Raw genomic sequence first — 15,603 nt, forward strand, 5'->3', positions numbered from 1 at the left:
CTAATTCGCACTTTTTGCCAATGAATATGCCTTCGGTATCTTGACTCTGGACTCTACTCCAAGCTGTAAAGTACTTATCAGATAGATAAATTTAGACTTTACTTTGTTGAACAAGGAGAGCCAGTTATGACTAAACATGCTCATCAACACGATAATCATAAACATACCGATGCTTGCTGCTCAAGCTCTCAATGCTGTTCTGGTCACACAAAGAATAGTACGCACTCACATACTGAAAGTGGGCATTCTCATACCAAAATAGATAAAAGTGATCCTGAATGCGAGGATGAGCACCACCACGGACACTCCCACGAACATGATCATGATGGGCACAACCACGCTCATGGAAGCTGTGATATCAACGCCCCTGTCTCAAATATTGAGCCAGAAAAGATTGCACAACAGCGCTTTAGCTGGAAAGTGCAAGGTATGGATTGCCCAAGTTGCGCTCAAAAAATTGAAACAGCAGCACTCAAAGTTGTGGGTGTAAAACAAGCAAAAGTCCTTTTTGCCACCGAAAAATTAGTCGTTGATGCTGATAGTGATCTACGCGCTGATGTCATTGCGGCTATTAACAGTGCTGGTTTCGAGCTTTTTGATCTCTCATCGCCTCAATCCCCAAAAGTAGTGAAGCAGAGTTTCTTGAAAGAGAGCTCATTTGTGATTGTTTTGGCGCTTTTAATGGCGATTAGCTGGGGTGCCGAGGTTATTGATCCCCAAGCAGGTCGAGCCGCCTTTATTGCAACAACCTTAATTGGTCTATTCCCCATTGTGAAAAAGTCCTTACAACTTATTCGCAGTGGTACGCCGTTTGCTATTGAAACATTGATGAGTGTCGCTGCAATTGGTGCACTATTTATTAATGCAACCGAAGAAGCAGCAATGGTTATTTTGCTGTTTATGATTGGTGAAATGCTGGAGTCTTATGCCGCAGGACGTGCTCGTCGTGGTGTGAGCGCATTAATGGCGTTAGTGCCAGAAGAAGCAACATTAGTCAAAGACGGTAAAAAACAAACTGTTCCTGTTGCGCAATTACGTCCGGGCGACATTATTGAAATTGCGCCGGGTTCACGTTTGCCAACAGACGCAGAATTAGTCAGTGCGTTTGCGAGCTTTGATGAAAGTGCATTAACGGGCGAATCAGTACCCGTAGAACGTTTACAGGGCGAAAAAGTCGCTGCTGGTTGTTTATCTGTCGATAGATCTGTACAGATGAAAGTGGTATCTGAACAAGGGCAAAATGCTATCGACCGTATTTTGCAATTAATTGAAGAAGCTGAAGAGCGTAGAGCCCCAATTGAACGCTTTATTGATCGCTTTAGTCGTTACTATACGCCTGCGATTATGCTGTTCTCTGCACTGGTTATCATTGTTCCACCACTGTTGTTCTCACAACCTTGGGAAACATGGATTTATCGCGGTTTAACCCTATTACTGATTGGTTGTCCATGTGCTTTAGTTATCTCAACACCAGCAGCCATCACTTCAGCATTAGCGGCTGCAACTAAACGCGGAGCGCTTATCAAAGGTGGCGCTGCATTAGAGCAATTAGGTACTGTTAACACTATCGCATTAGATAAAACAGGCACATTAACAGAAGGGAAACCTCAAGTTACTGATGTTGTGGCTGAAACCGGATTTAATGAAAAAGAAGTACTGACTTTTGCTTCATCCGTAGAAATTGGCTCTCATCACCCATTAGCAAAAGCCATTATCAATAAAGCACAAGATGAAGGCGTACTTGTTGTTGAAGCAGAAGATCGTAAAGCGCTAGCAGGTAAAGGAATTGAAGGTTATTTAAATAGCCAACATATTCTGGTGAGTGCACCTTCTCAATTATCAGAAACCACATCACTCTCTTCTCAATGGCAACAAGAAGTTGCACGCCTTGAAGATGAAGGCAAAACCGTGGTTGTCGTATTAAAAGAAAGTCAGCTTATCGGTGTTATTGCTATGCAAGATACCTTACGCAGTGATGCTGTCGAATCAATGAAGTTATTGAAAGAGATGAACATCAATGCCGTTATGTTAACAGGTGATAATCCAAGAGCAGCCGCGGCTATTGCTAAAAAACTAGGTATGGATTTCCGAGCAGGATTGCTGCCTGAAGATAAAGTGACTTCAGTAATGGAGATCAGTAAAACGCATAACACAATGATGGTGGGCGATGGTATCAATGATGCACCGGCAATGAAGGCTGCAACCATTGGTGTCGCGATGGGAAGCGGTACAGACGTTGCACTTGAAACAGCTGATGCTGCATTAACGCATAACCGTTTAACTGGCTTACCTGAAATTATTAAGTTATCTCGTGCAACACGTAAAATTATCCGTGAAAACATCACAATAGCACTTGGTTTAAAAGCGATATTTTTAGTAACAAGCTTATTAGGAATTACCGGGCTTTGGGTTGCTGTTCTTGCTGACTCTGGGGCAACAGCACTGGTAACAGCCAATGCCGTAAGACTGTTAAGAGTAAAAATTAGCGCATCAAACAAAGAGTAAGCACGCTAAAATAACAAAACCCAAACCTCAGTATATGGAGTTTGGGTTATTTTTTAGCGCGATTATAAGCAATATTTACAGTATAAATTACAGATTGCTCTCTTTTTTACGGATAAGATAGCGATAAGGTGCAGATTGCGTCTCTTGATTTAATAAGTCATGTTCCATAAATCGGCAAAAGCCAGGAATATCACGCACTGTGGCAGGATCATCAGCAATCACTAATAACGTCTCACCTAATGCCATATTTCTTATGGTTTTACGTACTAACATCACAGGCTCAGGGCAACGTAGTCCTAGCGTATCTAATGTCTTGGTTGCATCATCAAATTGAGCATTCATTCTATTAACCATTCTTCTTACACTGACAGATTTCGTTATTATATCTCGCTTTCGTGTTCACATCACGGCACATTAAGCACAAAGGTATTCCGCCTAACCTTTGCTTTTGTTGCGCAACAGGCGTATTATGCGCATCCTCTCATTTAAGAGAGAAATCACTGTTTTATTGGGTTCCCTCACCCCAATCACTAAAAAGGTACAATTTATGTATACGTTTACTCCCCGCCAAAAAGCGGTGGCACTGTTATGGCTTTCTTTGTTCCACATACTGATAATTACTTCTAGTAACTATCTTGTACAATTACCTATTTCCATTTTTGGTTTCCATACCACTTGGGGCGCCTTTACTTTTCCGTTTATTTTTCTGGCAACAGATTTAACGGTTCGCATTTATGGTGCACCACTTGCCAGACGCATCATTACCGCCGTTATGCTACCTGCATTAGCGATTTCTTACCTGATCTCAACGCTTTTCTTCCAAGGTAGTTGGCAGGGTTTTGCCTCATTAGCTGATTTTAATATTATGGTGGCAAGAATTGCGACAGCAAGCTTTATGGCTTATGTGTTAGGTCAAATAATGGATGTGTCTGTCTTTAATCGTTTAAGACAACAACAAAAATGGTGGGTAGCGCCAAGTGCAGCAATGTTCTTCGGTAATTTACTCGACACACTCGCATTCTTCTTTATTGCATTTTATCGTAGTACTGACGCATTTATGGCGGAGAATTGGGTTGAAATTGCATTAGTTGACTACGTGTTTAAATTAACCATTTGTATGCTGTTCTTCTTACCTGCGTATGGTGTCTTATTGAATTTTATTTTGCGCAACTTTTTCGCACAAGAAAATCAAAAACAAGATTATGCTGAAATTCGCTCATAATCTGGATCACCTCGCAAAAAAAATAATGATATAAGTGCATAATTCAAATAATAAAGCTTCATAAACCAATTTTATGAAGCTTTATTCTGATTCGAATAATTTATTATTTTTCGTAAATATTTCTCATAGTAATTAATTAGCATGATTAGTTAAATAACTCACGAAATATTGCTTAAATAGCATTATTAGGATGTTTTTCACATGCTAATATAAAAAGTCTTAATTATTTACAATAAATTATTTTATTCACCCATTAAACTGTTAATGTATTCTTAGAACGTCTCCATATTGTTATATGTCAGTTGGGATGACGAGTCTCACCATAAGGATTTTTTACTCTCTTTTGCGAATAGTAGGAGTCTATTATGTTAAAAGTTATTCAATCCCCCGCTAAGTATATTCAAGGGCCAGACGCGCTCTATCATATTGGTAAATACGCGAAGCCTTTTGGTAATAGAGCACTGATTATTGCCGATAAATTTGTTATGGAACTTGTCGGTAGTACCGTTAAAGATAGTATGTCTCAGTATGAAGTTAATGGACACTTCGAACTTTTTAATGGTGAATGCACACACAACGAAATCAATCGACTATCTGAACTTGCAAAAGCACAAGCTTCTCTTGTGATCATCGGCGTAGGTGGTGGTAAAACACTTGATACTGCCAAAGCTGTTGCTTATAAATGCCAACTTCCTGTCGTTATTTCCCCAACCATAGCTTCCACTGATGCACCAACAAGTGCACTTTCTGTGATTTATACTGAATTAGGCGCATTTGATAGTTATCTTTTCTACCCAACTAATCCTGACGTTGTCGTGATGGATACTAATATCATCGCTTCTGCACCAGCTCGTTTATTAGTAGCAGGTATGGGGGATGCTTTAGCAACCTACTTTGAAGCGAGAGCTTGCAGTCATGCCCAAAAACAGACCATGGCAGGGGGTAAATCGACACTTGCAGCCCTAGCTCTAGCTGAACTTTGCTATAACACCCTTTTAGAAGATGGTTATAAAGCAAAACTTGCGGTAAGCCGTGGTGTTTGTACAACTGCAGTAGAAAATATTATTGAAGCTAATACCTTTTTAAGTGGTATCGGTTTTGAAAGTGCGGGTCTTGCGGCTGCCCACGCCATTCATAATGGATTCACGGCATTAGAAGAGTGTCACAACATGTATCATGGTGAAAAAGTTGCCTTTGGTACATTAGTCCAATTAGTGTTAGAAAACAGCCCATTAGAAGAGTTAGAAGAGTTCCTTGATTTCTGTGTTTTAGTCGGGCTGCCTGTCACTTTAGAAGAGTTGGGTATCAATGCAACAGGCGATGAATTAAATGAAAAAATCATGGCGGTTGCTGAGTTAAGTTGTGCTGAAGGTGAGACTATTTACAACATGCCATTTGATGTTGATTCCGATAAGGTTTATGCCGCAATTTTAACTGCCGACCAATTAGGACGGGAATGGCTTTATTAAGGCCTGAGTAAGCAGGGAGTGCTTATCTCCCTGTTTGCATTTACAAAAAAGGGTGTTTTATGGTCAGTATTGTATTAGTTTCAAAGAGCCTTACGCTCGCCAATGGTATCAAAGAGCTCGTTAATCAGACTGTAGATCGCCAAGTAAAAATTGCCATTGCGACCAACTACCAAACACCTTCTGATCTTGCTAATGAAGTGTCGCCAGAAACTATACTCACTGCAATTAAAAAGTGTTATAGCAAACAAGGTGTACTCGTTTTACTCGATACTTATCATTCAGCACAAAACGCAGCACTCGCCATCGCTAATCTTGAGCATAACGTTGCCACAAATGTTGCGTTAAGTTCAGCTCCGATTGTTGAAGGCACCTTGGCTGCAGCCAATAGTATTGCGCTAGGCGCTTCACTTGAAGAAGCAGAAAAAGCAGCACATAAAACTATTACAATTAAAAAACTGCAATTAGGTGAAAATCTTCCTAATTTTAATATTCACCCTAAAAACACAAATTACGAACCCGTCAGAATTATCACCGCACCTGTTTGGCTATACCCTTATCATCGTTTCGTGATCCCTCGTAAAAAAATATCCTCTCATTTATTACTTGAAGAGCAAAAACGTCTCGTGAAAGCGATTGAGCGATCCAAAAAGGATATAGACTGGTTAACTGAAGAAGCGTATCGCAAGATTGGAGAACAATATGCTCATATTTTTTCTAGTCACCGCTTCTTATTAGAAAATACCGAATTACAACTGACTGTATGTAGCATGATAAGCAAACATCACTGCAATGCTGAATTTGCCTTACAGCAGACATTTATTGATTTAATAGATACTTACGCGCAAATGGATGATGATAATATGCGTGCTCGTGAAAGTGATTTAGATGATATTTTATCTCGATTACTGCGTTATTTAACTTCTGCTCCTCCTCCAATCACGCATCCTCCTTATACAAACGCAATTTTAGTGACAAAACAGCTTCATCCTTCAACATTAATGGCTCTTGATACCAACAAGATCAAAGGGATTTTATTAAGTCATGGGAATCCTCTATCTAATACTACAGTATTAGCTAATGCATTAGATATTCCAATTATTAACGAGCCAGGAAGACAAGCTCTTTCGCTGACTGATGGGCAAAATATCACACTTAAAAAAGTCCAAAATATTTGGCTTTATCAAAATACCTATATCTCTCATTAAAAATGGGAGTATTTAAATAACCTGTGACCCACAGTGTTAGGTTATTTAATTTCCTTATTATCTTATATTTCATCTTTTTTACTAAAAATAAAAAAGGGAATAAAAGATCCTCTTTTATTCCCTAGCTGCTTGTTATCTTAGTAATCAATTACTTTTTTATTATCTAATAGGCAATACTTATAATGCTCTTGCCAGTAAACTAATGGGGTGTTCACATTTTTTCGTCGTTGACATCTCAATTTGCCATTTACAGGTTTCACAGTCTGTAATCACCAAATCACAGCCACTCTCTTCAATTTGGCGGAATAAACCTGCACCAATGCCTTGAGCAACATCGTAGTTTTCAGATTTAAAACCATAAGTTCCGGCAATACCACAGCATTGAGAATCTAAAACAATGACCTCAACACCTGGGATACGTTTAATCAAATCAATGGAATATGCTGTCCATCCCATTTTTTCCATATGACAAGGTGTGTGATATGCCACTTTTAACGGGGTATGTTTCAGTGGTAATTCACGACCTTCTTCTAATAAACGATAAATATAGCGTGTCGCTAATTCAATATTTTCACGTACTTTTGATGTATCAACATCGAGAATATGTTCATACTCATCACGAATAGTAAAAGTACAGGTTGATGATGTTGCAACGACAGGAATATTGTTTTCAACAATTTTTTCTGTCAGCGATTCAAGGTTTACTGCGGCTTGTTTTTTAGCTTGTTTAACAAAACCATTCGCAATTAATGCAACACCACAACATTTTTCGCGTTTTAATAACTGAACACCAATCTCCATTTTGTTGAATACTTTAACTAAATCTTTCCCTAATTGTGGGTGGTTATAGTTAGCGTAACAACCATGGAAGAAGGCTACTTGATCTTTAAAGCGTGCTTGCTCTTCAACTTGTTTTTTCATCCACGTTCTAAATGTACCAAAAGAGTATTTTGGTAATTCGCGACGATGATCGATTTTAAGTGCTTTATCCAAGATCTTACGTACAGGTTTTAATCCTGTAATGGTATTTACTATCGGCGCCATTGGCGTTGATAATGTTCCCATTAAATCCGTATGACTTAAAATAGCATCACGAAGTTTTGGTGTTTTCGTATTGTAGTTCAGTTTCGCGCGCGAAATGATATCACCAATCTTCACATCTGACGGACAAGCAACTTCACAACGCTTACAGTTAGTGCAATATTTCAATGCTTCATCATAAAGCATCGGATCTTTTAGACGTAAACGCTCACCATCAGGGCCAGCTTGTTTAGGGCCTGGGTAAAGTGGATTTACTTTTGCAACTGGGCAGTAAGTAGTACAAACAGTACACTTAATGCACGCTTCAAAACTGTTATCATGTAAACTCATTGTGCTGCCTCCACAACCGCAGATGTGGTCTGTTCTGATTTATTGTGCTGTAAAATTTGTTGCGCTGCATAAAGTGCGCTGATCATTGAAACACCCGCACCACAACCTTCATTAAGAGGGTCAAACCCACCTAATACAGCACCTACAGCGTAAACATTCTCTAAGACCTCGCCGTATTTCATCGGTCTTAATTGACTATCTGTATCAACACCAAATCGCATATAAGGCTGTTTTGCAAAGACATTCACTTGTGTCCACTCATTGCGTGGTAATGTCTCTAGCAAATCAAGCTCCATTAAAGGTTCATAGACACGATCAAACTCTGCAATTAAACCATTATTGAAGAAACTGCCTGTTGCCAATACAACATGTTCACTACGAATGGGAATATCAGTATGGTTTCGAGTATGAATACCTGTAACTTTATTACCAATTAAATCAACTTGTTCTGCACGATCGCCCGGCATAATTAAACCGCCAGCTTTTTGGAAACGCAGTTTTAATGCTTGGTGTAAACGAATACCTAATAGTGATGGCGGTAGTGTCGGTAATAAACAGATAGGTTTACCCACAAGTTGTTGAAGTAGCGTCACAGGCTCTTCTGCATCCAGCCCGATACATGCAGGCAAAATAATCGCTTCAACACTGTCATCAATATGTTTTTTCAGCTCTTCCGCTAACGCTTTGGTGTTTTCAGGCTTATCTAAATAACGAGCAATATTAACTGCTCTAAATTCACTTGGGTTATCACGTAATCTGTCTAATAGCGGTAAATGAATATGATAAGGAATAGACTCAACCCCCTGTTCATTCAGCGTATTACTTGCAAATTGTGGCTGAAAATCTAAGAAGCCTTCAATTCCAACAACCGCCAGTTTTTTCCACGGCAGTGCTTGGTCAACACCATGAGTGGGTACACGTTTTGGACTCATCCAACTCATACGTGAACGCCCAACAGGTGTAATACGATAATGGTTTTCATCACCACTACCTTGATATTCAAGGCCTTTTGTACTTTCCAGTAATGTTTGAGCCTGTTCAATTAAAGTTGAAACTTGCGTTTCACCCATACGGCTATAAGGATGTTTAGGGGCAAGTTCAGCCAATGTTGCTAAAGCTTTCTTCGGCTGAGTCACTAATGAACCATCAGGAAGATGAGTTAATAGATCCAACGAACCCGATGAAAAATGCAGTGCACTTTGGCCATTGCTGATAATTGCGCAAGACTTACCGGCTTCAGCAAGACGAATACCTGCGGTTAAACCTGCAAGTCCGCTACCTATAATGATGACGTCAAATTTCATTATCTGCCTCCGCTGAAGCTGTTTTTTCAATCATATCAGCATCTAAACCACATAAACCTTGGTAAACCCAGCTGGTGAATTCACTTTCACGTAATGCATTACCCCAAGCAATTGGTCGAATACCTTTCCAACGCTCATTTAAGAAATGGGCAAGCTGTTGTTCTGACTCGTGAGGAGTAGTAACTTGTAAACGGTTTAATAAACCCGCTGCACGACAAGCACAAAGTTCACCTTGGCATGTTCCCATACCCACACGAGTACGGCGACGTAAATCAAGTAAATTATTGACTGTTAAAGAGTTAACTGCATAGCGAACTTCCCCCGCAGTAACGGCTTCACATTCACAAACTAAACTCTTATCGCTACGCTCATTGCTCAATAATTTATTAGCTAAATCACCATGACGATAAACCGCAGAACCACGAATTGGCGCAGGTAATGAAACAACGCTACGTAATGCCTGCTCTGCTGACTGACGAGAGCCAGGTAAAGCTTCTTCTGCTGTGGTACATTTTGCAGAAACATTTAATTTTTCGCAGATTTTATCTGTTGCCCATTCAGCCATTAAACGGTAAGTCATTAATTTACCGCCAGTAATAGTAATGAAGCCTTCTAATCCATCACGTTGCGCATGGTCGAGTAAAACAATACCACGACTAACATTACGACCAGATGGATCATCATCACTTGCCACTAAAGGACGCACACCTGCATAAGCACGTAAAATTCGAGTTTGAGCCAGTTTTGGCGCTAACATTGAACCTTCACGGATAAGAATATCGACTTCTTCAGGAGTGACATACATATTGTCAATTTCATCGTAAGGTACTCGTGTTGATGTTGTACCAATCAATGAAATGGTGTCGCCAGGAACTAAAATATCGGCATCCGCAGGTTTACGACAACGGTTGATCACCATATTGTTAATACGATGACCTAAAATCAGTAATGCACCTTTGGCTGGGAACATACGAACTTTTAACTCGCCATACTCAGCGATTTTTTGTCCCCAAATCCCTCCAGCATTCGCCACTATTTGCGCGCGAATTTCATACAGTTTTTTCGCTTGATGATCGTAAACTTTCACGCCTTTAACACGGTCACCTTCACGAATAAGTCCAACGACTTCATGATAAGTCAGTACTTGAGCGCCATGTTCGCGGGCATCTAACATATTTGCGGCCGTTAAACGGAAAGGATCAACTGTGCCATCAGGAACTTTAACCGCACCGATTAAATTAGGGTTAACAGAAGGCTCTAAGCGAATAGCTTCTTCGGGTGAAATCGCTTGAGCATCAATCCCTGCAGCTTGGCAAGATTGAATAAAGGTCTGTTGAAACTCTAAAGAATCTTCTGGAAGGGTAATAAAAAGGCCATCCGTTTTTTCAACACAATGACGAGCGACCCGTTTTAAAATCATGTTTTCTTCAATACACTCACGCGCTGACTCTGGGTCTGTTACTGCATAACGCGCACCACTGTGTAACAATCCATGATTTCGACCGGTTGCACCGGTTGCAATATCATGTCTTTCTAGCAGGACGCAACGTAATCCACGGCGTGCACAGTCTCTTGCCATGCCCGCACCAGTTGCTCCCCCACCAATAATAATGACATCAGTTTCTGTCACTGGTGAACCGCTCATCATAGAGATGCCCTCTCACATTACATTCAGCAAACGCTTATTTATTCTTTAGCGTTAATTATAGTGTATAAGATACACAAAAAATGTGGTTAATGTTTGATAATGAGCAAAAACGAAAGAGAAACGCTCACGAGTGAAAGATTAAAACCACATATGTGACACCAATCACAAATTATTTAACAAAAAGTATTTGATAAAGTTAACATATCACTCAAAATTGCACATCTTGAAAAATTATTCGACAACTGAGTAATACCTCACAGTAAATTTGATTGTATAAGTTTACTATTAAGTTCGTTAAAGAAAATTTTTTGATAACTTCACTGTTCGTTTTGTCATTATTTAATATCAACATATTAAAATAAAAGCCATCGGAGGCTAATATGTTAAGTCTGTTTAGACCTGCGCCACATAAAGCGCGTTTGCCAAAAGAGCAGATAGATCCCGTCTATCGTCGTCTACGTTGGCAGATCTTTATGGGGATTTTCTTCGGTTACGCTGCTTATTATTTAGTAAGAAAAAACTTTGCGTTAGCAATGCCTTATCTTGTAGAAGAGGGATTCTCAAAAGGGGATCTAGGTTTTGCGTTATCAGGGATCTCTATTGCTTATGGTTTCTCTAAGTTTATTATGGGATCGTTCTCTGACCGCGCTAACCCACGTTATTTCTTACCTGCAGGTCTTATTTTAGCGTCTTTAGTGATGCTAGTTATGGGCTTTGTGCCATGGGCAACTTCGAGCATTATGATTATGTTCGTTCTGTTGTTCCTTTGTGGTTGGTTCCAAGGTATGGGTTGGCCTCCTTGTGGACGTACCATGGTTCACTGGTGGTCACAGAAAGAACGCGGCGGTATCGTTTCCATCTGGAACTGTGCGCATAACGTCGGCGGTGGTTTACCTCCATTACTGTTCTTATTAGGTATGGCATGGTTTAACGACTGGAAAGCAGCGTTATATATGCCTGCATTTGCAGCAATCTTAGTTGCAATGATTGCATTCGCATTAATGCGTGATACCCCTCAATCTTGTGGTTTACCTTCAATTGAAGAGTACAAAAACGATTATCCACCTGATTATAAAGAAACTGACGAACAAGAACTGACAGCAAAAGAAATCTTTATGAAGTATGTGTTCCCTAACAAACTTCTGTGGATGATTGCAATTGCGAACGTGTTCGTTTACTTACTACGCTATGGCGTGCTGGACTGGTCACCAACTTATCTACGTGAAGTAAAACACTTCGCAATGGATAAATCCTCATGGGCTTACTTCTTATACGAATACGCAGGTATTCCGGGCACACTGCTGTGTGGTTGGATGTCAGATAAAGTGTTCAAAGGTAACCGTGGTGCAACTGGCGTGTTCTTCATGACCTTAGTCACTATCGCAACTATCATATTCTGGATGAACCCAGCGGGTAACCCGAATGTTGATATGGCGTGTATGTTAATCATTGGTTTCTTAATCTACGGCCCTGTTATGTTGATCGGTCTGCATGCTCTTGAGCTTGCACCGAAAAAAGCAGCAGGTACAGCAGCAGGCTTTACCGGTTTATTCGGTTACTTAGGTGGTTCTGTTGCGGCGAGTGCTATCGTAGGTTACACAGTTGACTACTTCGGCTGGGATGGCGGCTTTATGGTCATGATCGGCGGTAGTGCACTGTCTGTTGTGTTATTACTTATCGTGATGGTTACCGAAACCAAACACAAACGTGAAATGCTTCAGAAATACGAATAATCACTAACTGATTATTTATGAAATTAGTTAAATCTCATCTCTAAAAACCAAGCCACATCAACTGTTTTGATGTGGCTTTTTTATTGCCAACTGTACATAACTTTATTGTATGTAGAATTAAAATGGAGCAGCTTTATGAGTACATCTTTTAGAATAAAACCGTTAGTTGCAGGCGTTCTTTTAACTCTATCCTTAAGTGCAATCGCACAAGCGGCAAGTGATAAGGTCGTTATCGCTCACCGTGGTGCAAGTGGTTATTTGCCTGAACATACGCTTCCTGCCAAAGCATTAGCTTATGCCCAAGGTGCAGATTATCTAGAGCAAGACTTGGTGATGACCAAAGACAACGAATTAGTTGTTTTACATGACCACTATCTTGATCGTGTAACAGATGTGGCTGATCGTTATCCTGATAGAGCAAGAAAAGATGGCCGTTACTATGCTATCGACTTTACCCTTGAAGAAATTAAGGGACTGAAATTTACCGAAGGTTTTGACATTGTTGATGGTAAAAAAGTCCAAAGTTATCCAAACCGTTTCCCTATGGGTAAATCGGATTTCCGTGTACATACTTTCCAAGAAGAAATTGAATTTATCCAAGGTCTAAACAAATCAACAGGTCAAGATATTGGTATTTATCCTGAAATCAAAGCACCTTGGTTCCATGAACAAGAAGGTAAAGACATTACCACTAAAGTACTGGAAGTGCTTAAACAGTACGGTTATACGAAAAAAACCGACAATGTTTATCTACAATCATTCGATGCTAACGACCTAAAACGCATCAAAACAGAATTGATGCCAAAAATGGGCATGGATCTAAAACTTGTTCAGCTAATTGCTTATACCGACTGGAATGAGACGTATGAAAAACAGCCTGACGGTACATGGACAAACTACAGCTATGAGTGGATGTTTAAGCCGGGTGCAATGAAAGAAATTTCAACTTATGCTGATGCTATTGGCCCTGATTATCATATGTTAGTTGAAGCAGATTCAACGCCAGAAAAAATCACCTTAACGGGTATGGCAGCAGATGCTCACGCGAATAAACTAACCATTCATCCGTTTACTGTTCGTATTGATAAACTTCCTAAATACGCCAAAGACGGTGATCAACTTTACGACATCATTTATAACCAAGCAGGTGCTGAAGGTGTCTTTACAGACTTCCCTGATTTAGGGGTTAAGTTCTTACAAAAACAAGCTAAATAATTCAAAATACAGCTAGGCGACAAGTGAATGAAACACTAGCCACATACATGAGTATGTGGCTAGTGCTAGTGATACAGTCAACAATGCTATAACTTGAAGTATGACAAGTAGATACTCTTTCTTGTAAGATTTGCGCCCTTTCTGATTGTATATTTCTTCATCTTTCTCTAACTTACTCAAATAATTTAATTAAAAAATCATAATCACTTTTTAATTTAGCTATCATTATTTATTAAATATTTAGAGGAAGGGATCATTATGACAATAATGGCTATTATTTTACTTATTCTTATCGTTCTTTTTATTGGTTGGGGAATTTCAATTTACAACCGTCTTATTGCGACACGTAATCAAGTAAGTAATCAGTTTGCGAATATTGACGTTATTTTAAAACAAAGAGCCGACCAAATTCCTCAATTAATGGCGGTAGCTGAAAAAGCAATGGAGCACGAAAAAAGTGTATTTATTGCATTAAGTGACGCAAGACAGCACTATTTTAAAGCACAAAATATTAATGAAAAAATTAGTGCAACAAATGAGATGAATACAGCGCTACGAGGCATGATTGCCCTTGCTGAAAATTATCCGACGTTAATTTCAGGTGAACAACTCGCATTACTTCAAACTGGTGTTAGTGACGTAGAAAATAAAATTGCTCAACGTCGTGAAGGTTTTAATGATGCAACAACTCACTACAACACCGCAATAGAGATGTTTCCTGATAGCTTAATTGCCGGCCTTTTCCGCTTTGAGCGTATGCAATTACTCGAAATACCAAAAGAAGAAATGAAATTTGAAGGCATCAGATTTAAATAATAATAAGTTAAATAACCGCATTAAGGATAAATTGCAGTGTTAATTTATTTTTTTATCGGCTGTGCTGTCGGCGCATTAATCTATTTTTTACGCAGTAAACGCGCTCAAAAAAAGAAGAACAATTTGGGTATTGTTCCCTTTTTAGGGATCACTTTTGCTGCTGGAAATTATCTGTTTTTTTCGCGAGGAAATGGCCTTTATCCTAGTGGTGAAGACTCTGTTGTTAATCTTATCTCCTGTATTGCATTCGCTGTCATTTTGATATTTTCCTATGGTATTTCAAATCATATTGGAAATATTGGTGAAAAGGCGATAAAAAATTATCATCAATTACAAATGGAAGGTGAGTCTAAATTTTCAGCACTGATTAACACCGTATTTATTAGCCTGTTACTGCTCTTTTTAAGCTTTGGCTTTTTTATTGACCATAGATTGTTCTTTTTAAGTTTCGTTTTAATGTTCGTTTATCAAATTGCCAAAAAAACACCTGAAAAGCGCTTTTTACGTTTTCAAAAAATTCTAGCAACATCTAAAATTCGCTCTTTAGCCATTGGGCTTGTTGAAATTGAAGGCAAGATAACTGCGGGTAAAAAACTCACAAGTCGCCTAGGTAAAAAAGAGTGCTATGGCTATTGCTATTATGAATATGACATATCCACAGATAAAGAAGGTAAGAAAAGCTATCGCCAAACACTCTGTGACAAAAAGATCAACAATTTTACTATGACTGATGATACAGGCTCGGTTCAAGTTCTTGCAGCTGACAAACCGTTAATTCACCTTGGCATCGATCCTCACCAAGATCTGGAATATAACAATAAACGTTTTAAGGAGTACATCTTAGAAGCTGATACCACTTATTTATTGATAGGTAATGCAGAACCTATCAATGATGAAGTTGTTATCACACACAATGCTCCTCACTACCTATTAGGTTTATCACCACAAGATTATGTTGTTCGTTGGAACAAAGCACGCCCTTTTCGTCGTAACTCGGCCATCATCGTTATTATTGCTCTTTTTATTATCTTATCCATTTTAGTGATACCAATGGATTACCAAAATGGCATCCTAACACTTTATTTTAATAGCACTTCTTCATCTTGGTAATTGAT

The 15,603-nt window shown here is 39.2% G+C and carries 12 protein-coding genes; 8 read left to right on the forward strand and 4 right to left on the reverse strand.

Annotated elements, in window-relative coordinates:
• The first annotated feature begins 126 nt into the window (after positions 1 to 126).
• The gene (locus C0T34_RS08365) at positions 127 to 2,505 is read left to right on the forward strand and encodes a zinc/cadmium/mercury/lead-transporting ATPase (RefSeq protein ID WP_109850001.1); all 2,379 of its coding nucleotides are present in this window, start codon (positions 127 to 129) and stop codon (positions 2,503 to 2,505) included.
• Positions 2,506 to 2,592: 87 nt separating this feature from the next.
• Here C0T34_RS08365 and tusA read toward each other — a convergent pair whose 3' ends face one another.
• On the reverse strand, positions 2,593 to 2,847 hold the full coding sequence (gene tusA, locus C0T34_RS08370) for a sulfurtransferase TusA (RefSeq protein ID WP_036933135.1): 255 nt from the start codon (positions 2,845 to 2,847) through the stop codon (positions 2,593 to 2,595).
• 205 nt (positions 2,848 to 3,052) lie between these two features.
• Between tusA and C0T34_RS08375 the strand changes: the two genes are divergently transcribed.
• From C0T34_RS08375 to C0T34_RS08385, 3 genes are all read left to right on the forward strand, one after another.
• On the forward strand, positions 3,053 to 3,727 hold the full coding sequence (locus C0T34_RS08375) for a 7-cyano-7-deazaguanine/7-aminomethyl-7-deazaguanine transporter (protein ID WP_098941249.1): 675 nt from the start codon (positions 3,053 to 3,055) through the stop codon (positions 3,725 to 3,727).
• Positions 3,728 to 4,092: 365 nt separating this feature from the next.
• On the forward strand, positions 4,093 to 5,196 hold the full coding sequence (locus C0T34_RS08380; RefSeq protein WP_098941250.1) for a glycerol dehydrogenase: 1,104 nt from the start codon (positions 4,093 to 4,095) through the stop codon (positions 5,194 to 5,196).
• 59 nt (positions 5,197 to 5,255) lie between these two features.
• Complete coding sequence (locus C0T34_RS08385) at positions 5,256 to 6,401, forward strand: phosphoenolpyruvate-utilizing N-terminal domain-containing protein (RefSeq protein WP_098941251.1); 1,146 nt, start codon at positions 5,256 to 5,258, stop codon at positions 6,399 to 6,401.
• 177 nt (positions 6,402 to 6,578) lie between these two features.
• Here C0T34_RS08385 and glpC read toward each other — a convergent pair whose 3' ends face one another.
• Genes glpC through glpA form a run of 3 tightly spaced genes read right to left on the reverse strand, consistent with a single transcriptional unit; the run spans position 6,579 to position 10,724 of the window.
• Positions 6,579 to 7,772 carry an anaerobic glycerol-3-phosphate dehydrogenase subunit GlpC gene (gene glpC, locus C0T34_RS08390; RefSeq protein ID WP_088493856.1) on the reverse strand — a complete coding sequence of 398 codons (1,194 nt, stop codon included), beginning with the start codon at positions 7,770 to 7,772 and terminating at the stop codon, positions 6,579 to 6,581.
• Positions 7,769 to 9,076, reverse strand: coding sequence for a glycerol-3-phosphate dehydrogenase subunit GlpB (gene glpB / locus C0T34_RS08395; protein WP_098941253.1), 1,308 nt, complete (start codon positions 9,074 to 9,076; stop codon positions 7,769 to 7,771). The genes glpC and glpB overlap by 4 nt, the downstream gene beginning before the upstream one ends.
• A complete protein-coding gene (gene glpA, locus C0T34_RS08400; RefSeq protein ID WP_171455253.1) occupies positions 9,066 to 10,724 on the reverse strand; it encodes an anaerobic glycerol-3-phosphate dehydrogenase subunit A in 1,659 nt (552 codons plus the stop codon). The genes glpB and glpA overlap by 11 nt, the downstream gene beginning before the upstream one ends.
• A 380-nt stretch (positions 10,725 to 11,104) precedes the next feature.
• Here glpA and glpT point away from each other — a divergent pair, with 380 nt between their 5' ends.
• The 4 genes from glpT (at position 11,105) to C0T34_RS08420 (ending at position 15,598) form a co-directional block, all read left to right on the forward strand.
• Positions 11,105 to 12,457: a glycerol-3-phosphate transporter gene (glpT, locus tag C0T34_RS08405; protein WP_109850002.1), complete on the forward strand. Its 1,353-nt coding sequence runs from the start codon at positions 11,105 to 11,107 to the stop codon at positions 12,455 to 12,457.
• 135 nt (positions 12,458 to 12,592) lie between these two features.
• Positions 12,593 to 13,672 (forward strand): glycerophosphodiester phosphodiesterase, encoded by a 1,080-nt coding sequence (gene glpQ / locus C0T34_RS08410; RefSeq protein WP_109850003.1) that lies wholly within the window; start codon positions 12,593 to 12,595, stop codon positions 13,670 to 13,672.
• A 258-nt stretch (positions 13,673 to 13,930) separates the two neighbouring features.
• Positions 13,931 to 14,488 carry a LemA family protein gene (locus C0T34_RS08415; RefSeq protein WP_109850004.1) on the forward strand — a complete coding sequence of 186 codons (558 nt, stop codon included), beginning with the start codon at positions 13,931 to 13,933 and terminating at the stop codon, positions 14,486 to 14,488.
• Between the two features lie 36 nt (positions 14,489 to 14,524).
• On the forward strand, positions 14,525 to 15,598 hold the full coding sequence (locus tag C0T34_RS08420; RefSeq protein WP_109850005.1) for a hypothetical protein: 1,074 nt from the start codon (positions 14,525 to 14,527) through the stop codon (positions 15,596 to 15,598).
• The last annotated feature ends 5 nt before the right edge of the window (positions 15,599 to 15,603 follow it).

The organism is Proteus sp. CA142267 (assembly GCF_003336825.1).
GTDB lineage: Bacteria > Pseudomonadota > Gammaproteobacteria > Enterobacterales > Enterobacteriaceae > Proteus > Proteus terrae.